The following is a 19,786-nucleotide window of genomic DNA, read 5'->3' on the forward strand; positions in this document are numbered from 1 at the left end:
GGCTGGGCGTTTTCTGGAACGTAAAAGCGAATTAACGCTTCGAGTACTGCGGACGCTTACGCGCTTTACGCAGACCAACTTTCTTACGTTCAACTTCACGAGCATCGCGAGTCACGAAGCCAGCTTTGCGCAGAGCGCCACGCAGGGTTTCGTCGTACTGCATCAGAGCGCGAGTGATACCGTGGCGGATTGCGCCAGCCTGACCACTTACACCGCCACCGATAACGGTGACGTAGATGTCGAACTTTTCAACGGTCTCGGTCAATTCCAGCGGCTGACGAACTACCATGCGGGCAGTTTCGCGACCGAAGAAATTTTCCAGAGTGCGGTTGTTGATCGAGATGTTACCAGTACCCGGACGCAGGAAAACGCGAGCGGTAGCGGTTTTGCGACGGCCAGTGCCGTAATTTTGAGTCGCCGACATAATGAACTATTCCGTTAAAACTTCAGTTCTTGGGGCTGCTGAGCAGCATGAGGGTGAGCAGCGCCCGCATAGACTTTCAGCTTGCGATACATGTCGCGACCCAGTGGGCCCTTCGGCAGCATACCTTTGACCGCGATTTCAATCGGGGCTTCAGGCTTTTTGGAGATCAGGCCTTCGAAGTTCGAAGACTTGATACCGCCTGGGAAACCGGAGTGACGGTAGTACATTTTGTCTTGCGCTTTGTTGCCGGTAACACGTACCTGCTCGGCGTTGATGATGACAATGTAGTCACCGGTATCAACGTGAGGGGTGTACTCAGGCTTGTGCTTGCCACGCAGACGGCTGGCGACTTCAGTGGCCAGACGACCCAGGGTCTGACCAGCGGCGTCGACGACAAACCAGTCGCGCTGAACTGTTTCTGGTTTTGCAGTAAAAGTTGTCATTCTTTAATAGCCTCAGGGGCCGCCCTGTAAATTAGACGGCGGATCTTACTGAATAGTGCGTACTTTGACAAGTCAAAGGCAGCCGGATACAGACGCTATCGGGGGCTCGGGTCGGCGCGTCCGTTCAACGGCAAGATTCTTCGGCAGGCGGCGCATCACTTCCACTGCAGAAAGAGGTGGGCAATTATGCAGATTGCCAAAAAAATTTCAACCTGCTTTTATGATTGTTTTCCCCGAAGGAGTACCCGATGGACTATCGACAGCTGGGCCGAACCGATCTGAACGTGAGCGCGATAGCCTTGGGCACCATGACCTGGGGCGAGCAGAACAGCGAGGCAGAGGCCTTCGCACAGATCGAACGGGCCAAGGCCGCGGGGATCAACTTCCTCGACACCGCGGAAATGTACCCGGTGCCGCCCAAGGCCGACACCTACGCCACCACCGAGCGCTACATCGGTAATTACTTCAAAAGCCGCGGCGACCGTGCCGACTGGATCCTCGCCAGCAAGATCGCCGGCCCCGGCAACACCATCGACTACATCCGCGATGGCAGCCTCAAGCACAACCGCAAGCACATCGCCGAAGCCCTGGACGCGAGCCTCAAGCGCCTGCAAACCGACTGGATCGACCTCTACCAGCTGCACTGGCCGGAACGCAGCACCAACTTTTTCGGCCAACTGGGCTACAAGCACAAGGCCGAAGAAGACCTGACGCCGCTGGAAGAAACCCTCGAAGCCCTGGATGAGCAGGTCAAGGCCGGCAAGATCCGCCACATCGGCCTGTCCAACGAAACCCCGTGGGGCACCATGAAGTTCCTGGCCCTGGCCGAAGCCCGTGGCTGGACCCGCGCGGTGTCGATCCAGAACCCCTACAACCTGCTCAACCGCAGCTTTGAAGTGGGCCTGGCGGAAATCGCCATCCGTGAACAGTGCGGTTTGCTGGCGTATTCACCGCTGGCGTTCGGCATGCTCAGCGGCAAGTACGAAGGTGGCGCACGCCCGGCCAAGGGCCGCCTGAGCCTCTATAGCCGCTTCAGCCGCTACTTCAACCCGCAGTCGGAAGCTGCATGCAGCCGTTACGTGGCACTGGCCCGTGAGCACGGCCTGGACCCGGCGCAGATGGCATTGGCGTTTGTAACCCAACAACCGTTCGTGACCAGCAACATCATTGGCGCCACGACCCTGGACCAGCTGGACAGCAACATCGCCAGTGCCGACCTGAAACTGTCGGATGAGGTGCTGGCAGGGATTGAGGCGATTCAGAAGGATCATCCGAATCCTGCGCCTTGATTGATCTCTAGACCGCCTTCGCGAGCAAGCCCGCTCCCACATTCGACCGAGTTCCACCTTTGGAATGCAGTCGAATGTGGGAGCGGGCTTGCTCGCGAAGAGGCCCTCAAAAACACCAAGAATTCAAAGCGCCCGCGCAATAATCTCCTTCATGATCTCATTCGTCCCCGCATAAATCCGCTGCACCCGCGCATCTGCCCACGCCCGCGCAATCGGGTATTCCCACATAAACCCATACCCGCCGTGCAGTTGCACACACTCATCCAGCACCTTGCACTGCAGGTCTGTGGCCCAGTATTTGGCCATCGCGGCCGTGGGCACATCGAGCTTGCCTTCCAGGTGCAACTCCATGCACTTGTCGACAAACACCCGGCCGATCTGGGTTTCAGTGGCAATCTCCGCCAGCTTGAATCGGGTGTTCTGGAAGTCGATGATCGCCTTGCCGAACGCCTTGCGGTCGCGGGTGTATTCCAGCGTCCATTGCAGCGCCGCCTCGGCTGACGACAACGCGCCAATCGCCACCGTCAAACGCTCCTGCGGCAACTCCTGCATCAGGTAGGCAAAGCCCATCCCCGCCTGGCCCAGCAGATTCTCCTTGGGCACCCGCACATCCTGGAAGAACAGCTCCGATGTATCCTGGGCCTTCATCCCGACCTTCTCCAGGCGCTTGCCCTTGTCGAAACCCGGCGTGTTGGCCTCCACCAGGAACAGGCTGGTGCCCTTGGCGCCGGCCTTGGGATCGGTCTTGGCCACGACGATCACCAGATCAGCCAGGAAGCCATTGGTGATGAACGTCTTGGAGCCGTTGATCACGTATTCATCGCCATCCAGCACCGCCGTAGTCTTGACCCCTTGCAGGTCGGACCCGGCCCCCGGCTCGGTCATGGCAATCGCCGTGACCATTTCCCCGGAGATCAGCTTGGGCAGGTACTTGTGCTTCAGCGCCTCACTGCCGTAATGCAGGATGTAGGGCGCAACAATGTCCGAATGCAGGGAGAAACCAATCCCGGTCAATCCCAGGCGACTGATCTCCTCGATCACCACCGCGCTGTAGAGAAAGTCCGCCCCGAGGCCGCCGTACTCTTCCGGCAAATGCGAGCAGAGCATCCCCGCCTCCCCCGCCTTGTTCCACAGGTTGCGGTCGATGTAGCCCTGCTTTTCCCATTGCCCGTGGAACGGCGCCGCGTCTTTTTCGAGGAAGGTGCGCACGCTCTGGCGGAAGAGTTCGTGCTCCGAGCTGAACAAGGTTCTGGGAATCATGGGTCACCTGTGTGAATTGTCGGACAAGACCGGGATCACAGAGCCTAAGCCGCGAAGGCGTCACGGGACACTGGACACATGCGACAAAAAATAAGACGATCCAGCCGTCTGGTGACCACTTTCCCCTATAAGAATAAATGAAATTATGTCTAACCAAATCTCCACGCCCTTGCGGCGCGTCAGCATTTTGGCCATTGATCGGGTATTCGCTTCAACCCTCATGCAAGCCAAGGATTTCTTCCACCTCGCGAGCCTACGCTACGGCAGACAGCTGGGCCAGGGCCTCACTCCCGCCTTCGAAACCCGCCTGGTCAGCCCCGACGGGCAGTCGGTGCGCAGCTTCAGCGATGTGATCATGCCGGTGGACGGCGGCCTCGAAAACGCCGACATCATCGTGCTCCCGGCCTTCTGGGACGATTTCGACTCGTTGTGCCAACGCTACCCCCAAGTGCTGCCCTGGCTGCGTGAACAACACGCCCGTGGCGCGGTGCTGTGCGGCGAAGCCACCGGGGTGTTCTGGCTCGCCGAAGCCGGCCTGCTGGATGGCAAGGAAGCGACCACCTATTGGCGCTTCTTCAACGCTTTCACCGAACGCTTTCCCAAGGTGCAGCTGAACCAGGACAAGCACCTGACCGACGCCGACAACCTCTACTGCGCCGGCGGCACCACCTCGGCCTGCGACCTCTACATCTACCTGATCGAACGCTTCTGCGGCGCCAACATCGCCCAGGCCGTCGCCCGCGACATCCTCTACGAAGTGCAACGCAGCTACGCCCCCGGGCGCATCGGTTTTGGCGGGCAGAAGCTGCACCAGGACGTGATCATCCTGCAGATCCAGCATTGGCTCGAAGAGCACTTCGCCGACAAGTTCCGCTTCGAAGACGTGGCCCGGGAACACGGCATGAGCATCCGCAACTTCATGCGCCGCTTCCAGACCGCCACCGGTGACAAGCCGCTGCACTACCTACAACGGTTGCGCATCGAGACAGCCAAGGGCCTGCTGTCCGGCAGCCGCAAAAGCATCAAGACCATCAGTTACGAGGTGGGCTACGACGACGCGAGCTTCTTTGCGAGGCTGTTCCGCCAGCATACCGAGCTGTCGCCCAACCAGTATCGCCAGCAGTTCCAGCAGGCCGCGTAACCAAAGGGTATACACAGTAAAAATGTGGGAGCTGGCTTGCCTGCGATGGCGGCGTGCCAGGCACCAGAGGCATCAACCGACAGACCGCTATCGCGGGCAAGCCCGGCTCCCACAGTTGCGTTCTGTTGACCTGGAAATTTTGCATAAAAAAAGGCCCGCATCGCTGCGGGCCTTTTTCATTTCAAGCACATCGCTTACGGCTTGTGCGCCCGCGACAGGAACTCGTGGGACTGCATTTCCAGCAAGCGGCTCAAGGTGCGCTGGAATTCGAAGTTCAAGCGGCCGCCGGTGTAGAGGTCCTTGAGCTCGACTTCCGCCGAGATGATCAGCTTGACGTTGCGGTCGTAGAATTCGTCGACCATGTTGATAAAGCGCCGCGCGATGTCGTCGGTGGTGACGCTCATCTGCTCGACACCGCTCAGGATCACCGCGTGGAAGATCTTGCCCAGTTCGATGTAGTCGTTCTGGCTGCGAGGGCCGTCGCACAGTTCGCGGAATTCGAACCAGGCCACGTCATCGCAGGTGCGCAGCGCGATGATTTCGCGGTTTTCGATGATCAGCTTGTCGTTTTCAATCGCCTGGGTGCATTCCGGCGTCAGCGCGCGGAAGCTCTTGCGCAGGCTTTCCTGGGCCACTTCATTGAGCGGGTAGTGGAACAGTTCGGCTTGTTCAAGGTGACGCAGGCGGTAGTCGACGCCGCTGTCGACGTTGACGATGTCGGTGTTCTGCTTGATCAGGGCGATGGCCGGCAGGAAACGCGCGCGTTGCAGGCCGTCCTTGTACAGGCCGTCGGGCACGATGTTCGAGGTGGCGACAAGGGTCACGCCGTTCTTGAACAGCTCTTCCATCAGGGTGCCGAGGATCATCGCGTCGGTGATGTCGGACACGAAGAACTCATCGAAACAGATCACCCGGGCTTCTTCCGAGAAGCGCTTGGCGATGATGGTCAGCGGGTTCTTTTCGCCCGGCAGGGTCTTCATCTCTTCATGCACGCGCTTCATGAAGCGGTGGAAGTGGGTGCGGACCTTTTCCTTGAACGGCAGCGCTTCGAAGAAGGTGTCCACCAGGTAAGTCTTGCCCCGGCCAACACCACCCCAGAAATACAGGCCCTTGACCGGCGTATGGTCTTTCTTGCCAAACAGCTTGCTGAACATGCCCGGCTTGTTCTGCGAGGCCTGGACCAGGTCGTCGTACAGGCGCTGCAAATGGCGCACCGCAGTTTCCTGGGCAGCGTCATGGAAGAATTCAGGGCGTTTCAGATCAGCTTGATATCGTTCTAGGGGCGTCATAATTCGTTAGCAAGGCAACAAAAACGGGCCGCCACTGTAACGACGGCCCTGAAGAATGGCAATCAACCCTTGGTCGGGTCAATCCTCGATTGGGGTCAACGCAACGCGCAAGGCTTCGATCGCCGCATCCCGCGAGGCGCTGTCGGCGAACGCCGGGCTATCGGCGACGACTTCACCGTCCAGCCACACGCTGAAGCTCGAGGCTTCACTGCGTACATCCAGCGCCTGACCCGATTGCAGCTGCTTGGTTACGGCGCCTGCGGTTTTACCGTCGGCAAAGTTGCGCGACAGCAGCAGTTGCTCGCCTTCGGCCGCCAGCAAACGGAAGCGGAAGCTGCCGTCGTCTTCGCGGAAGCTGACAAAGCGTGCGGCTTTCGCAGCTTTCTTCTTGGTGGTGGCAGCCACGGCGACCGGATTGACGAACGAGCGCAGGCCCACCGCTTCACGCAGTTCGGCCAGGAACGGTGCAGCCACGGCGCGGGCTTTGCGGGCGCCGACCAGCAGCAGGTCTTCCATGTCCGACGGGCGCGACATCAGTTGGTGATAACGCTCGCGCGCTTCACCCAACTGGCCGTCCAGCAGTTGGAACAGACGGTTCTTCGCCTCGCCCCAGCCCAGGCCTTGCAGCAGTTCACCGCGGAACTCTTCTTCCTGGGCCTGGGTGGCAAACGCCTGGTACAGGGTGAACAGGTGCGAGTTGTCCGGATCCTTGGCTTCGCCCGGCGCGCGGGAGTCGGTGACGATCCGCGAGATCGCGTCCTTCATGTCCTTGGCGCTGGTGAACAACGGGATGGTGTTGTCGTAGCTCTTCGACATCTTGCGGCCATCCAGGCCCGGCAAGGTGGCGACGCTTTCTTCGATCAGCGCTTCGGGCATGGTGAAGAATTCTTTACCCTTGCCGAACAGGTGGTTGAAGCGCTGGCCGATGTCGCGAGCCATTTCCACGTGCTGGATCTGGTCACGACCGACCGGCACCTTGTGGGCGTTGAACATCAGGATGTCCGCGGCCATCAGCACCGGGTAGCTGTACAGGCCCATGGTGATCCCCGCATCCGGGTCTTCGCCGTTCTCCAGGTTCTTGTCCACCGAGGCCTTGTAGGCGTGCGCACGGTTGAGCAGGCCCTTGGCCGCCACGCAGGTCAGCAACCAGGTCAGCTCGGGGATTTCCGGGATATCGGACTGACGGTAGAAGGTTACCCGGTTCACATCCAGGCCACCGGCCAGCCAGGTCGCGGCGATTTCCATGCGCGAGCGCTGGATGCGCTGCGGGTCATCGCACTTGATCAGGGCGTGGTAGTCGGCCAGGAAGTAGAAGGAGTCGGCGTTGGCGTCCTGGCTGGCAAGGATCGCCGGGCGGATCGCGCCGGCGTAGTTGCCCAGGTGCGGCGTGCCGGTGGTGGTGATGCCGGTGAGGATGCGGGTACGGGTCGTCATGGGTGATCGCTTGTCATCAATTCGAAAGACGTGGCAGCACAAGATCCTTGAGATCGGTCAGCTTGCCATGAAAAAAGTGTCCGCATTCTGCCACTTTCAGCAGCTCATGGGGGCGATTCAGGGCCGCGGACCAGTCGTAGACGAGTTGCGGGTCAACCACTTCGTCGGTTTCCGGCTGGATCACGGTCAATGGGCAGCCTTGTGGCAACACGTCGTTATCCCGCAGGCGCATCACGGCCGCGGCCACCATGAACAGGTGCGCGAGTTTTTCGCCCTTGGCTTCCAGGCGGCCGCCGAGGGTGGCCGCGACAAACCCGCCGAAGGAAAAACCCAGCAGGGTGATCGGCAGGTCGGGATGCTTTTCACGCAGCCAGGTGGCTGCCGCTTCGGCGTCGTCGACTTCACCGGTGCCCATATCGTGCGTACCGGCACTGGTGCCGACACCGCGATAATTGAAACGTAACGTGATCAAGCCGGCATCGCGCGCGGTGCGTTGCAGGGTCGATACGACTTTGTTGAGCATGGTGCCGCCCTGCACCGGGTTCGGGTGACAGATCAGCGCCAGGCCACGTGGCTCGGGGTGATCCAGATACAGGGCTTCCAGTTGGCCTACCGGGCCATCGATCAAAACGGGGGTTTCACGCATCAGCAAGGAAGGAACTCCGTGACCTCTCAAGGGGTCGACTCGTCTAGCTAAAAGTCTGTGCATGGCATCATTGCGAGCTTAATCGCGGTATACAGCGCAGGTCCGAGCCGTTAACGTAAAGCAAAGCCGTTTATAGAGGAAGGACTCGTGGAACACTCGCTCTTAGTTTGGTTGTTGCCGACTCTCGCCTTGGTTGCCGGTGTCGCCATTGGATTCCTGGTTGCCCGCCTGCTGCCGAATGCCGCGCCTAACCGCACGCAGCGTCAGCTGGATGACATTCAGGAACGTTTTGACAGTTATCAGAACGAGGTTGTTACCCACTTCAACAGCACCGCGACCCTGGTGAAAAAGCTCACTCAGAGCTATCAGGAAGTACAGGATCATCTCGCCGAGGGTGCCAACCGCCTGGCCCTGGACGACATCACCCGCCAGCGCCTGCTGGCCGCGCTGCATTCCGATGCACCGCACGCTCCACGGGAACGCCTGACCCCTCCGCGGGAAAACCAGGAACCGCCACGGGATTACGCGCCAAAAACGCCAAATGCCCCGGGGATGCTGGATGAGCATTACGGCTTGAAGAAGTAATAGCTTTTCAAGCGGCATAAAAAAGCCCGGCTGATCGATGATCAGCCGGGCTTTTTTGTTGGAACCAGGTCGACCAGACGACACTGATCCAATGTGGGAGCGGGCTTGCTCGCGAATGCGGTCTATCAGTCACCCGATGTATTAACTGACCCACCGTATTCGCGAGCAAGCCCGCTCCCACATTGACCGAGTCCAACTTCAGGACACTGGCTGTTCTTGTAGCTGCCCGTCCTGTATCCGCACATGCCGCCCATGGAAACGCTTGAGGCTGCTGCGGTGCCCGACGCTGACGATGCTCAACCCCGGCAATTCATCGATCAACGCCTGATACAGCGCCGCCTCATCTTCCTCGTCCATCGCCGAGGTGGCCTCGTCCATGTACAGCCATTGCGGTTCAAACAACAACGCCCGCGCAAACGCCAGGCGCTGTTGCTCACCCGGCGACAGCATGCGCTGCCAGTGATTGGCTTCGTCCAAGCGTGGAATCAGGTGCGCCAGGCGGCAGGTTTCCAGGACCTGTGCATAACGTTGCGCCGGGTACGCGCCCTCCTCCTGTGGATAACTCAACACACCCCGCAAGGTACCAATCGGCAGGTACGGCTTTTGCGGCAGGAACAGGTAACGCTCGGCCGGCAAGCGGATGTTGCCGTGGCCGTTTGGCCAGAGATTGCCCATGGCCCGCAGCAAGGTTGACTTGCCGCTGCCGGAACGCCCGCTGAGCATCAATCGCTCACCCTCGGCAACCGTCAGGTTGGCGCCATCCAGCAGGTGACGACCATCCGCCAGATCGAGGCTGAGGTTGCTCATCTGCAAATTGCCGCCCTGGCGTTGCAACTCGATGCCCGTGTTGCGGCCTTCGTTTTCTTCCATCGCCTCGCCAAAGCTCAGCAGACGATCACAGGTCGCACGCCAACTGGCCAACACGGTGTACGCGTCGACAAACCAGCTCAGGCTGCCCTGCACGCTGCCAAACGCGCTGGCCACTTGCATCAGCACGCCCAGCTCTATCTGGCCGGAAAAGTAACGCGGCGCTGCCACCACAAACGGGAAGATGATCGCAATCTGCGAGTAACCACTGGTGAAAAAGTTCAGGCGCTTCTTGAGCTGCATGATGCTCCAGAAGTTGCTCCACACCCGCCCGAAACGTGCACTCAGTTGCTGGTGTTCATTCGGCTCGCCATTGAACAGCGCGATGCTTTCCGCGTTCTCGCGCACTCGCACCAGGCTGAAACGCAAGTCGGCCTCGAAGCGTTGCTGGCGGTTGCTCAAGCCGATCAGTTTTCGACCAATCAAGTGGGTCAACCAACTGCCCAGCACGGCATATACCAGTGCCGCCCAGAACATATAGCCGGGAATCGTGATGCCCCAAACCTCGATACTGCCGGACACGCCCCACAGGATCACCGAGAACGACACCAGGCTCACCAGGTTACTGATAAACCCCAGGCCCAGGCTCAGGGTGCTGCTGGTAAAGGCGTTGAGGTCTTCGGAAATACGTTGGTCGGGGTTATCGGTGTAGCCGCCATATTCCAGGTGGTAGTAGTTCTTCTCGCTCAGCCACTTGGCGAAGTAGGTTTCAGTCAGCCAGCGCCGCCAGCGGATGGTGAGCATTTGCTGCAAATAGGAAGTGAACACCCCGGTGACGATCGCCACCACGGCGATCACGCTGAAATACATCAGCAGGTGGGTGAAGGCGTCGTAGTCCTTCTTTTCCAGGGCGTTATAGAAGTCGCGGTTCCAGCTGTTGAACCACACCGACACGGCCACACTGAACAGCGAAAGCCCCAGCACCACCAGCAACAACAGCCAGGCCTTGAACTTCTCCTCACTGCGCCAGTAGGGGGTGATCAGCGCCCAGACTTTCCTTAAAAATTGCCCACGCACCGCGTCATTGACCGCGGAATACTCAGCGTTCTGATTCATTGTTCAGGCTCGGTAGGAAAAAAATAACAGGCGTTTGAACCGATCATAGACGATCGGTTCAGGGCTCCGTGCGGCCTGAAGCAGATTGTTCAGTCGCCGTTCAACGTCGAACCGGGCGTTTCTGCAACTTGCGCTGCAACGTTCGACGATGCATGCCCAGGGCGCGGGCCGTGGCGGAGATGTTGCCTTCGTGCTCGGTCAACACCCGCTGGATGTGTTCCCACTGCAGGCGGTCCACCGACATCGGGTTTTCCGGCACCAGGGTGTCGAGGTCGGCGTGCTCGGAGAGCAAGGCGGCCAGCACGTCGTCGGCATCTGCCGGCTTGCACAGGTAGTTGCAGGCGCCACGCTTGATCGCCTCGACGGCGGTGGCAATGCTGGAATAGCCGGTGAGGATCACCACGCGCATTTCCGGGTCCAGCTCCAGCAGCTTGGGCAGCAGCACCAGGCCGGAGTCGCCGTCCATTTTCAGGTCCAGGGCCGCGTATTCCGGCAGGTCGGCCGTGGCGATGGCCAGGCCTTCCTCGGCGGAACCTGCGGTGCTGACGCGAAAGCCACGACGGCTCATGGCGCGGGCCATCACGCGGGTAAAGGTGGCGTCGTCATCTACCAGCAGCAGGTGCGGCAGTTCTTCGCCTTCGACTTGGATCTCGTCACTCATCGATGTCTCCTCGTGCGACACGGGGCAGGCGCAGCTCGGTGAGCGTACCGCCTTCCTCATGACTATAGAGTTTCACTGAGCCGCCCGCGCGGGTCACGCTGGCCTTGCTCAAAAACAGGCCCAGGCCGAAGCCTTTGCCCTTGGTGGTAAAGAAGGGCTTGCCGATCTGCTCGGCAATCGCCAGCGGCACACCGGCGCCGTGGTCGCGAATGCTGATGGTGAAGTCTTCCGCATCCCAGTCCAGGGTCACTTCCAACCCTTCCGGGCAGGCATCGGCGGCGTTGTTCAGCAGGTTCAGCAGCGCCTGGGTCAGGTCCGGCGGCGGTGCCATGCGCGGCACCGTGCCCTGGCCCAGCAGGTGGAACCGGTAACTGGCTTCGGGACGCATCAGGTGCCAGCGGTTCAGGGCTTCGTCCAGCCACTGGGTGACGTCTTGCATCTCCACCGCCAGGCGGCGATTGGCCTCGGCGGCGCGCACCAGCTGCTGCAAGGTCAGCTTGCACTGCTTGACCTGTTCCTGCAGCACGCTCAGGTCGTCTTGCAGGGCCGGGTCGTGATGGTCCTGGGTCATTTCCTTGAGCAGTACGCTCATGGTCGCCAGCGGCGTGCCCAATTCGTGGGCCGCGCCGGCGGCCTGGGTGGCAACGGCCAGCAGCTGCTGGTCACGCAGGCCTTCTTCGCGGCGAATGGCGCGCAGCTCTTCCTGGCGGCGCAGCTCTTCCGCCATTCGTGCGGCAAAAAAGGTGATGACCGCCGCCGACAGGGCAAAGCTCAGCCACATGCCGTAGATCTGCAGGTTTTCCCGGGCGATGGGGAAGGTCTGCAACGGGTAGAACTGTGCCAGCAGCAGGGTGTACAGGGTCAGGGCAATACCCGACAGCACCACCGAATAACGCCACGGCAAGGTCACCGCCGCGATGGTCAGTGGCACCAGGTAATAGGACACGAACGGGTTGGTGGAGCCGCCGGAGAAGTACAGCAACACGCTGTGGATAAACAGGTCGCAGGCCAGTTGCAGGGCGTATTCCAGCTCGGTCACAGGCCACGTGGTGCGCAGCCGGATGACGGTAAATACACACAGCACCGTGGAGAAGCCGAGGGTCACGGCCAACTGCAACCAGGGCAGCGGCAGCAGTTTGAACCAATAGGCGAGCCCCACCGAACCGGCCTGTGCGGCCAGCACCAGGGTGCGGATGAACGTCAGGCGCCAAAGGTTCTGGCGGGTGGCGGAAGTCAGTTTTACGGCGGCGAGCATGAGCTCTCCCGATGAGCGCTGCAGGCGGATCGCACGGAGTATAAACGAAGCGACAGCGCTGGCACGGCGTGTGTGGCTCTTTGACGCAGGGGTCAGGATCATGACCGTTCGTCGGCATCCGCCAACTTGTAGCGAATGTGTAAACCCGAAGAACTGAAACCTTGCGTCTACAGTCTTACCGAACACGAACATCTCAAGGAGCTTACATGTCTCGTTTCATTCGCAGTGCAGCCACCCTCACCCTCGGCGCCGCTACCCTCGCCAGCCTGCCGGCCATGGCCGCTGACGAACTGCATTACAACCAGATTTCCCTGCGTGCCGAAGTCAGCCAGGAAGTGGCGCGCGACCAGATGATCGTCACCCTGTACACCGAGTCGCAGAACACCGACCCGGCCAAGCTTGCCGCCGAAATCACCACCACCATGAACAAGGCGCTGGCCCAGGCCCGCGAAGTCAAAGGCGTGACCCTGCGCCAGGATAGCCGCAACAGCTACCCGATCTACGACAACAAGAACCAGAAAATCACCGGCTGGCGTGAACGCGCTGAGCTGCGCATGGAAAGTGCCGACTTCGCCGCCCTGTCCAAGCTCACCGGCGACATGCTGACCAACCTGAAAATGGACAGCATGGACTTCGCCATCGCCAACCCGACCCGCAAGGCCAGCGAAGATGCCCTGCTTAAAGAAGCGGTCACCGCATTCAAGGCCCGTGCCCAACTGGCCACCGATGCGCTGGGCGGCAAGGGCTACAAGATCGTCAACCTGAACTTCAACACCAACGGTTATCCACAGCCGTATGCACGTGGCGGGATGATGATGAAAGCCGCAGCGATGGATTCGGCACCGACGCCGGAAGTCGAAGCCGGCACCAGCCAGGTCAACATGACCGCAGATGGCGTGATCGAAGTCCAGATGCCTTGATCGAGCGGTACCCCAGTTGCAATGACGCTGCCTACGGGCAGCGTTTTTTTTGCCGCTGCAAAGGCGCTTCGCCCACCGCGGCGAAACCTCAGGGCGTCGCCGCGTTGCAGGCAGACGACAACAAATCCTGAAACGCACTTCTGAATTCACTTCGGAATCGGTACTCCGGTTTTCGACACTCATGTATACCCCACACGTTGACAGGGATTGCTCTGCGGGTATGTGTCCAAACCACTATCGAGTACCGCATCCATGTCCATTCATTTGTCCCCTTCCATGCTGAGCACAAATACCCTTTCCCAGCAGCCGGCAGCTTCAATGACGGCGCAGCCCAATCCACAACCCGGCGCTAACGACACCCCCACTTCTAGCCCCGCGCAACCGCGGCAAGTTGAAGCGCCGGCGCCGGGAGACCCGGCCCTGGTCGAGGCCTACAGCGGGGCGATACAGCGCAGGGTCGAAGGCCACCAGCCCGGCCTGGTCAACGTCCCTACCCAGACGGTGCTGGGCCAATGGCTTGAGCTGCATCGTTCGCAGTTGGAACACCCGATTATTCAGGGCTGGATGCGCGAGCAGAACATAGACCCGTCCACCCTGTCGGTCATGCCCTCCACCGGCGCCATGTCCGCCAAGGTCAACGGCGTGATGAAAGACTTTACGCTGACCGACGGTTCAGGCTGGGCGCAGGTTTGCGGGCCTCTTGTGGCGTCCGCCCAGGTTATCGCCCCCGGCCCCGGCCAGGCATTACGCATACGCTCAGGCGAGAATACGGTGGAGGTCAGTGCGAAAGTGGTCGCGAACTTCTACGGGATACCGCTCCCTACCAACCTCGCGGAAGGCAGAACGCAGCTAAGGCAACTGGAACGCAACCAATCATTCGGCACCATAGCTGCCGATGACCGCCTGCGGCCCGCCCATCTGCGCTCGGCCGAGGCGCTGGAAGCCCAGAAGGCCAATACCGAAGCATTCAATAGCGTTGCACCGCAGAAACTGGCCTATTCAAACCTGGCAAACGGCGTGGCGAACGACTTCCCCAGTGTGCACAACGAAGCCAAACAGTGGGCGAAGGAGCTGATCGAAAAAGCGACCGGGCAAACCAACGTCGACCCCGACAGCCTGTATCTGAACCGCTTCCGCCATGGCCAGAGCGCCTCGCCCGGTACCGCGACCGGCGCGATGCACATGAATGAGGAACCGTTCTATTCCAAACGCCTGCCGGACGCATTGCTGGATAACTTTTCCGAGCATGACTGGAACCCCGGCCAAATTGACGCTGAAGCCGGCATATATACGGCGGGCCCCGGAGAAAGTGCCAAGGGCGGCTATGGTGCCCACAACCAGTTCCCCCTTGCCCCTTCGACGCTGATGCACGAAAGCTGGAAAACCGACTTCCAGGGCCGCATGACCAGCAAAATAAATAACTTCTGGAACACCCACGGGGATGCCTATCGCACCACTCTCAAGGGACAATTCGTCCAACAGGCACGCCAGCAACTGAGCGCCTATGAGGCAAAGGCCCCCGCCGAAAAGAAACTGATGCCGCCCGAACACCAGTTCACCCGGGATGACTATCGCCTGGTCATGAAGGCAGCGTCCAACCTTCCCCAGGCCGAAAACGCGCCACTGACCGTCGACCAACTGAAGGCTGAAGCACCGGCCAAAGACCAGTTGCGCGCCTACCCTTTCGATATCAACGGCTGGGGTTCCAGCGACATCATCCGGTTCGCCGTCCTTGATGACGGCCAGGACAACTACCAGAACAATCGGCGCGACGGCCTGCAGATTCTCTACATTCCCGGTGCCACGCCAGCATTCCTGAGGTTCGCCTCCCTGGACAAAATGGATGAGTGGGTGGTCGAGCAGGCCAAGGACCCGAAAAAGCGCGAGGCCCTGGCTTCGCACTTCTCCAAGCTCGACCGCCAGGACGGCGGCCCACTGGGCAAATCCGGGGTCGACACCTCATTGGCGCATTTGGCCAACGGCGATTGGTCGAAGATGGAGGGCGAGACCATTGATCGCAACCCCGTGCACATCGAGGGTGACGTCTTCAGTCAGATGCGCGACCAGGCCAAGGCGCGGATGACCAGCGATGCGGACATCTCGATCAAATCCAACAGCGAAGTGACCCGGGATACCTGGCTGAATGACGTCTCCACTGCCCTGAAGATATTCGCCCCCATGGCGCCTGGCGGAGCGGCCGCTGCCGCCACCATCGGGGCCTTGGGCGTCACGGAACTGGCGCTAGGCGCGGAAAAAGCCGCATCGGGCGACACCCCGGCAGAACGCAGCGATGGCGCCTGGAAAACCTTCGATGGTGCGCTCAACACCTTGTTTTCGGTGGGTGCGGGCGGGAAGGTCGAAGATCCGTTTGCAGCACCCGGCGAAAACGTGACACGGCTGCCCGGCCAGGGCGGCACACCCAATAGCCTGGGTCGGGACTTGCCTGACCGACTACAGCCTTCCCAGGCGGGCAACATCAGTGGCCATGCCGTAGCGGACGGTGATCAGCTGATTGCCAATAGCACCCCCAACAGCAAGGGTATTTATCAGGTCAAGGACGGTAACGGGGTCGACCAGTGGCTAATCCGGCATACCGACGACACAGGCATCAGCAAGGTGTACGAGATCAAGTCGGACTTCAAACTCAGTGACAACTACGTACAGATCATTGACCCCCTCACCCGCAAGCCGGTGATGACGGTGAACCTTACCGACAGTGGTGAATGGATCCGGGCGGGTGGCCAGGGCGGATGGCCATGGAGCCGAAATTCGTCTTCGTCGTCCTCCATCGACCAAGCTTCTCCTTCTCCTTCTCCTTCTCCTTCTCCTTCTCCTTCTTCGTCTTCGTCGTCCTCCTTCGACCAGACGCCTCCTGCTTCACCCATTGCGAAAAAATTCGAGGTACCAGGCCTGGAAACCAGCGGAGCCGAAACGATTGATCAATATTTGATATTTGATAACAACGTCAAATATGACACCTCCTTTCAAAACACCCGGCAAGTGGACGGTGTGGTCACCGAAAAAAGATTCCAGGTAACCTGGTCCCTGGAAGAGGATAACTTCAGCGTTCTGAACAGCGAAAAAGCCAGGCCCACGCCGCTGGGCGAAGGCGATTACTCCGATAGTTTTGTAAAAGACATACATCGCCTCGAATACTCGGTTACCAATAAACAAAGCCCTGAGCTCAACAGGGTACTCAGTGGTGATGCGGCAACCGAGGAGGGACTCAAAGCGCAAATGCTGCGGCAATTCGAGGAGATTGTTCCCGACCCGATGATGCGCGCACGCATTTCCGAAGTGGCGCACCAAGGCTCAATGGCACCCACTACCCTGTACATGAACAACCCGGAGTCCGGGTTACAAAAGGGGTATTTCCTCAGCGGAGGCACGACTCAGTTCACTATCGACTACGACCCAGGCAATGCCACCGCGAAGGTCACCGTTATTTCTAAAAACCCCATCTCGAACCCGGATAAGGATATCGCCGCCGTTCCCGGCGCAGAGATCACGACCCAGCGAACCTTTACCATAAGAGAGACCAATGAAATTGGGGAGGACAACAATCCCTACATTATCGACAAACATGCCCCGACCACCCTTCGATTTTCAGTTTTAGCCGATCTTCAAAACCCACAGGAACCGGTTGCAGGTTAACAGGCACCGCACCTGACTCCCTGCCCTGCCTGATCCCCCTGAACGGCGGTAACTCCGGTGACCGCCGTTTTCGCTCGCGCAACGTTCACCTGCCATTTCAAGGAGCAGGACTGCAATGCCGCTGCCTTCGGGCAGCATTTTTTTTGCCTGGCACTTAATTCAAGAAGTTTCAGCGGTAATAACCGGTTACCAGCTTCAGAAAATGCTTAATCGCCGGGCGTGTGCTGGTCCGGACACATTGAAGTGCGTTGGTGATAAATCTTTTCAACTTATAACCCGTGCAATGGACAACTACATCCTCACCCTCAACGAGCGGAACACGCCTGGACGCTGCACCACTCATGGCGTAGATCACCGTACTCCTCATCCACAGTTTATGGCGGCGCAGATGCGTGCAATCAACATCCAGCCAGGTAATCTGAAATGACAAGCTCAGTTCAACTTAACATTGTCCATTACCCAAAAACACCGCTACCCGGTACGACTCAAGAACAACGTACCGAGGCGCTGGAACGGATACCGCCAACGCCATTGAAGAGTACCGATGTTTATGAAACGGACAACGTTGGCACTGCCGACAGGAACGAGTCTGATATCTACAAGGCAACCATTTACGGACCCGACTTTGTTCACGCGCCAGGCGATGGGTATATCTACAATGAGCGAGAGGCTCATATCGATGCCTATGCCAATCGTGTAAAGACGCAGATCGAAAATATAGAAAGTGGCACTGAAGGCGAACGAAACGTCAAGTTCCAGAACGTGCGCCTGTTCATGGACCCCGCAGGATACTTCAGTGGGGGTTTATTGGCAGCCGGGTTCGACCCGCATGAAAAGTTCACGGTAACGTTCAATACCTATGTCGGTATGGGCACAGCACAAAATCTCTCTGATACCCAGACACACACTTATTTCGCATGGGAAATTGCAGCGGGTGCTCTAGCGCACGACAGACCCGCACGTGGTGGGATTTTAAATTTTCCTGAAATGGAAATAGAAAAAAAAGACCGGACAAAAATCAATGATTTGGAAGCGTTCGGCCGACAACTTCAAGCTCGCTGGGAGAAAGACATAGCCGCGCCGATGCGCGAGGGCTCCGGAACAATAGCAGAGCGATCGGGAAAAGCAGACGCCTATGTAACACGGGGCACGTTGCTGAGCCTTCGTAGTGACACGGAAAATTTCGCAAGGTTAAGCCCTGCCGGCCAGGAAGCGGTGAATCGCACGCTGGACAAGAATGGGCAAGTGATTATCCCCAATATTTATGGCTACCCCATGAGCGGGTATGCCTTCATCCCCTACACGCCTTACGATGGCAATCCCGCCAATCGCCCCAATCAGGGAGTCATGATCGACTTGAAGAACGGCGCTGTCCGCGAGATAAAAGGCGATGAAGAATTTGCGAACTGGGCCAAAGACAATCGTGATGAATTGATGCGCCGTTTCAATACCGGTGATATGCAAGGGGGACACAATGCCCACTGGCCACCGGCCGGGGCGGTGCTCGACAGCCTCATCCAGGATAATCGGTCGCGATATCCGGGGTACGAACACTGGTACAAAGATAAATCCGTGCCGGTACGAGAGCTATTCAACTACACCGAATCGCGAAAAGCAGGTTATGGGCTGCAATTTGGCGATCTGAACAAAGGTATCGCCCCCCACTATCAGGAGCAGAACGCCAACAATGCGGTGTGGGCCGACCAGACGGATGTGTTTGGTGCCTCGCAGCAAGCCTGGAAGTCGGTGAAAGACACCTGGGGCAAAACCTTTGGTAATCTGCCCATTGTTGGCAATATAGGCAATATCGTGTTTGGCGTGCATGACAGCCTCTATGGCAAGACCGCAGGCGAGCGCACAGGGGGAACTGCTGCGGCCGTCATCTCAAGCCTGATGCTGGCACACGAAGTTGCACCCGGTTTGGTCGAGGCGAGCCTGGGTGAAACTCCGATTACGTTCAACTCCACCGTTACTGAAGACTACCGCTGGAACTATAATTCGCAGAAGAGCGAATTTGAGCTGACACGCGTTTCGAAAGTATCCGGCGATAGTCATCCGGACCCGTCTTTAAATGAAATTGAGTCGAGTGGACCAGAGGCCCCCCCGGCATCTATCAACGTAGACGGCGTCGAACTGCCGCCCCTGAAAACGGTTAAAAATCTGCCGGTCGGCGAAGCCCTTTTTTCTACTGCTGAAAAAACCAGTATTCTCAGTGGAGAAATAGATAGCCTGAACACTATCAACGATAAACTTTACACGTTCGTGGATGTGAACAAACAAGGTTCGGCCCAGCGATTGAACATACTGGTACACGGTAAAGTCGATGAGACTACCGGGGTCGCAAAAGTTTCTTATGATGGAAAGCTCAATAGTCCGGAAGAATTGCTGGATACGCTTCACAGCAAAGGGATCCATCCGGAAGAGTTCGACAACGTGCGCCTGCTGTCATGTGACTCCGCAACCGGTGGGGATGCTTCGTTTGCCGCTCAATTCCAAAAGTTGATTGGCCGCCCTGTCAAAGGTTATAGCGGTACCTTGACCGCCAACCTGTCCCCGGAACAAGTAAAAGCAGCCATTGATAAAGTAGAACACCTCTACCTGGAGAACTTATCCGCACAAAAAATCCCGATCACCGACAACGTCCGTACCGCAGTAAGAGCTCAGGCTGAACAGTATGTCAGCGAAGAAATGGCGCGAATCAAGAAATTCAAGCCGTCAAAGAACAACCCGTACTGGAATCCGTTCAAGTGGTGGGCGTTCACTTATAAACCCGAACACTTTCCGGCCAAATCGTAGCGACCTGGAATAGCCGAATCCCGGAGACACTGGGGCCTCGCATGCTTATCTCTACCTGAGTGACAA

At 58.7% G+C, this 19,786-nt stretch carries 16 protein-coding genes; 7 read left to right on the forward strand and 9 right to left on the reverse strand.

The window, feature by feature from the left end:
- Nucleotides 1-31 precede the first annotated feature (31 nt).
- Entirely contained in the window at nt 32-424 is a 393-nt protein-coding gene (rpsI, locus tag HX821_RS19095; RefSeq protein WP_003216038.1) for a 30S ribosomal protein S9, read from the reverse strand.
- Nucleotides 425-438: 14 nt separating this feature from the next.
- Entirely contained in the window at nt 439-867 is a 429-nt protein-coding gene (rplM, locus tag HX821_RS19100; RefSeq protein WP_003216032.1) for a 50S ribosomal protein L13, read from the reverse strand.
- Between the two features lie 248 nt (nt 868-1,115).
- Between rplM and HX821_RS19105 the strand changes: the two genes are divergently transcribed.
- Nucleotides 1,116-2,156, forward strand: coding sequence for an NADP(H)-dependent aldo-keto reductase (locus HX821_RS19105; protein ID WP_003216030.1), 1,041 nt, complete (start codon nt 1,116-1,118; stop codon nt 2,154-2,156).
- 123 nt (nt 2,157-2,279) lie between these two features.
- Here the strand turns inward: HX821_RS19105 and HX821_RS19110 are convergent, their stop codons facing one another.
- The gene (locus tag HX821_RS19110; RefSeq protein ID WP_003216028.1) at nt 2,280-3,416 is read right to left on the reverse strand and encodes an acyl-CoA dehydrogenase family protein; all 1,137 of its coding nucleotides are present in this window, start codon (nt 3,414-3,416) and stop codon (nt 2,280-2,282) included.
- A gap of 220 nt (nt 3,417-3,636) precedes the next feature.
- Here HX821_RS19110 and HX821_RS19115 point away from each other — a divergent pair, with 220 nt between their 5' ends.
- Nucleotides 3,637-4,557, forward strand: coding sequence for a GlxA family transcriptional regulator (locus tag HX821_RS19115; RefSeq protein ID WP_177036248.1), 921 nt, complete (start codon nt 3,637-3,639; stop codon nt 4,555-4,557).
- A 194-nt stretch (nt 4,558-4,751) separates the two neighbouring features.
- On the opposite strand, the gene zapE is transcribed toward HX821_RS19115, so the two are convergent.
- From zapE to HX821_RS19130, 3 genes are all read right to left on the reverse strand, one after another.
- A complete protein-coding gene (gene zapE, locus HX821_RS19120; protein ID WP_003216025.1) occupies nt 4,752-5,846 on the reverse strand; it encodes a cell division protein ZapE in 1,095 nt (364 codons plus the stop codon).
- Nucleotides 5,847-5,924: 78 nt separating this feature from the next.
- Nucleotides 5,925-7,280 (reverse strand): tryptophan--tRNA ligase, encoded by a 1,356-nt coding sequence (locus HX821_RS19125; protein ID WP_008437254.1) that lies wholly within the window; start codon nt 7,278-7,280, stop codon nt 5,925-5,927.
- A gap of 16 nt (nt 7,281-7,296) precedes the next feature.
- Nucleotides 7,297-7,926, reverse strand: coding sequence for an alpha/beta hydrolase (locus tag HX821_RS19130; RefSeq protein ID WP_023659190.1), 630 nt, complete (start codon nt 7,924-7,926; stop codon nt 7,297-7,299).
- A gap of 147 nt (nt 7,927-8,073) precedes the next feature.
- Here HX821_RS19130 and HX821_RS19135 point away from each other — a divergent pair, with 147 nt between their 5' ends.
- Nucleotides 8,074-8,511, forward strand: coding sequence for a YhcB family protein (locus HX821_RS19135; RefSeq protein ID WP_003216019.1), 438 nt, complete (start codon nt 8,074-8,076; stop codon nt 8,509-8,511).
- 198 nt (nt 8,512-8,709) lie between these two features.
- Here HX821_RS19135 and HX821_RS19140 read toward each other — a convergent pair whose 3' ends face one another.
- From HX821_RS19140 to HX821_RS19150, 3 genes are all read right to left on the reverse strand, one after another.
- Nucleotides 8,710-10,434, reverse strand: a complete 1,725-nt coding sequence (locus tag HX821_RS19140) for an ABC transporter ATP-binding protein/permease (RefSeq protein ID WP_008437256.1) — start codon at nt 10,432-10,434, stop codon at nt 8,710-8,712.
- 100 nt (nt 10,435-10,534) lie between these two features.
- A complete protein-coding gene (locus HX821_RS19145; protein WP_003216016.1) occupies nt 10,535-11,095 on the reverse strand; it encodes a response regulator transcription factor in 561 nt (186 codons plus the stop codon).
- On the reverse strand, nt 11,088-12,350 hold the full coding sequence (locus HX821_RS19150) for an ATP-binding protein (protein ID WP_003216013.1): 1,263 nt from the start codon (nt 12,348-12,350) through the stop codon (nt 11,088-11,090). The genes HX821_RS19145 and HX821_RS19150 overlap by 8 nt, the downstream gene beginning before the upstream one ends.
- 206 nt (nt 12,351-12,556) lie before the next feature.
- Here HX821_RS19150 and HX821_RS19155 point away from each other — a divergent pair, with 206 nt between their 5' ends.
- From HX821_RS19155 to HX821_RS19170, 4 genes are all read left to right on the forward strand, one after another.
- On the forward strand, nt 12,557-13,270 hold the full coding sequence (locus tag HX821_RS19155) for an SIMPL domain-containing protein (protein ID WP_177036225.1): 714 nt from the start codon (nt 12,557-12,559) through the stop codon (nt 13,268-13,270).
- Between the two features lie 252 nt (nt 13,271-13,522).
- Complete coding sequence (locus HX821_RS19160) at nt 13,523-16,924, forward strand: dermonecrotic toxin domain-containing protein (protein ID WP_177036226.1); 3,402 nt, start codon at nt 13,523-13,525, stop codon at nt 16,922-16,924.
- 115 nt (nt 16,925-17,039) lie between these two features.
- Nucleotides 17,040-17,351: a hypothetical protein gene (locus tag HX821_RS19165; RefSeq protein ID WP_177036227.1), complete on the forward strand. Its 312-nt coding sequence runs from the start codon at nt 17,040-17,042 to the stop codon at nt 17,349-17,351.
- Nucleotides 17,348-19,720: a hypothetical protein gene (locus HX821_RS19170; protein ID WP_218167973.1), complete on the forward strand. Its 2,373-nt coding sequence runs from the start codon at nt 17,348-17,350 to the stop codon at nt 19,718-19,720. The genes HX821_RS19165 and HX821_RS19170 overlap by 4 nt, the downstream gene beginning before the upstream one ends.
- Nucleotides 19,721-19,786: the final 66 nt, after the last annotated feature.

Source organism: Pseudomonas sp. B6001 (assembly GCF_013386015.1).
GTDB lineage: Bacteria > Pseudomonadota > Gammaproteobacteria > Pseudomonadales > Pseudomonadaceae > Aquipseudomonas.

Coding starts and splice junctions, on each gene's coding strand:
- HX821_RS19155 (WP_177036225.1), top strand. CDS start 12,557: ATGTCTCGTTTCATTCGCAGTGCAGCCACCCTCACCCTCGGCGCCGCT.
- rpsI (WP_003216038.1), bottom strand. CDS start 424: ATGTCGGCGACTCAAAATTACGGCACTGGCCGTCGCAAAACCGCTACC.
- HX821_RS19140 (WP_008437256.1), bottom strand. CDS start 10,434: ATGAATCAGAACGCTGAGTATTCCGCGGTCAATGACGCGGTGCGTGGG.
- HX821_RS19115 (WP_177036248.1), top strand. CDS start 3,637: ATGCAAGCCAAGGATTTCTTCCACCTCGCGAGCCTACGCTACGGCAGA.
- rplM (WP_003216032.1), bottom strand. CDS start 867: ATGACAACTTTTACTGCAAAACCAGAAACAGTTCAGCGCGACTGGTTT.
- HX821_RS19145 (WP_003216016.1), bottom strand. CDS start 11,095: ATGAGTGACGAGATCCAAGTCGAAGGCGAAGAACTGCCGCACCTGCTG.
- HX821_RS19110 (WP_003216028.1), bottom strand. CDS start 3,416: ATGATTCCCAGAACCTTGTTCAGCTCGGAGCACGAACTCTTCCGCCAG.
- HX821_RS19125 (WP_008437254.1), bottom strand. CDS start 7,280: ATGACGACCCGTACCCGCATCCTCACCGGCATCACCACCACCGGCACG.
- HX821_RS19160 (WP_177036226.1), top strand. CDS start 13,523: ATGTCCATTCATTTGTCCCCTTCCATGCTGAGCACAAATACCCTTTCC.
- HX821_RS19170 (WP_218167973.1), top strand. CDS start 17,348: ATGACAAGCTCAGTTCAACTTAACATTGTCCATTACCCAAAAACACCG.
- HX821_RS19165 (WP_177036227.1), top strand. CDS start 17,040: ATGCCGCTGCCTTCGGGCAGCATTTTTTTTGCCTGGCACTTAATTCAA.
- zapE (WP_003216025.1), bottom strand. CDS start 5,846: ATGACGCCCCTAGAACGATATCAAGCTGATCTGAAACGCCCTGAATTC.
- HX821_RS19150 (WP_003216013.1), bottom strand. CDS start 12,350: ATGCTCGCCGCCGTAAAACTGACTTCCGCCACCCGCCAGAACCTTTGG.
- HX821_RS19105 (WP_003216030.1), top strand. CDS start 1,116: ATGGACTATCGACAGCTGGGCCGAACCGATCTGAACGTGAGCGCGATA.
- HX821_RS19130 (WP_023659190.1), bottom strand. CDS start 7,926: ATGCGTGAAACCCCCGTTTTGATCGATGGCCCGGTAGGCCAACTGGAA.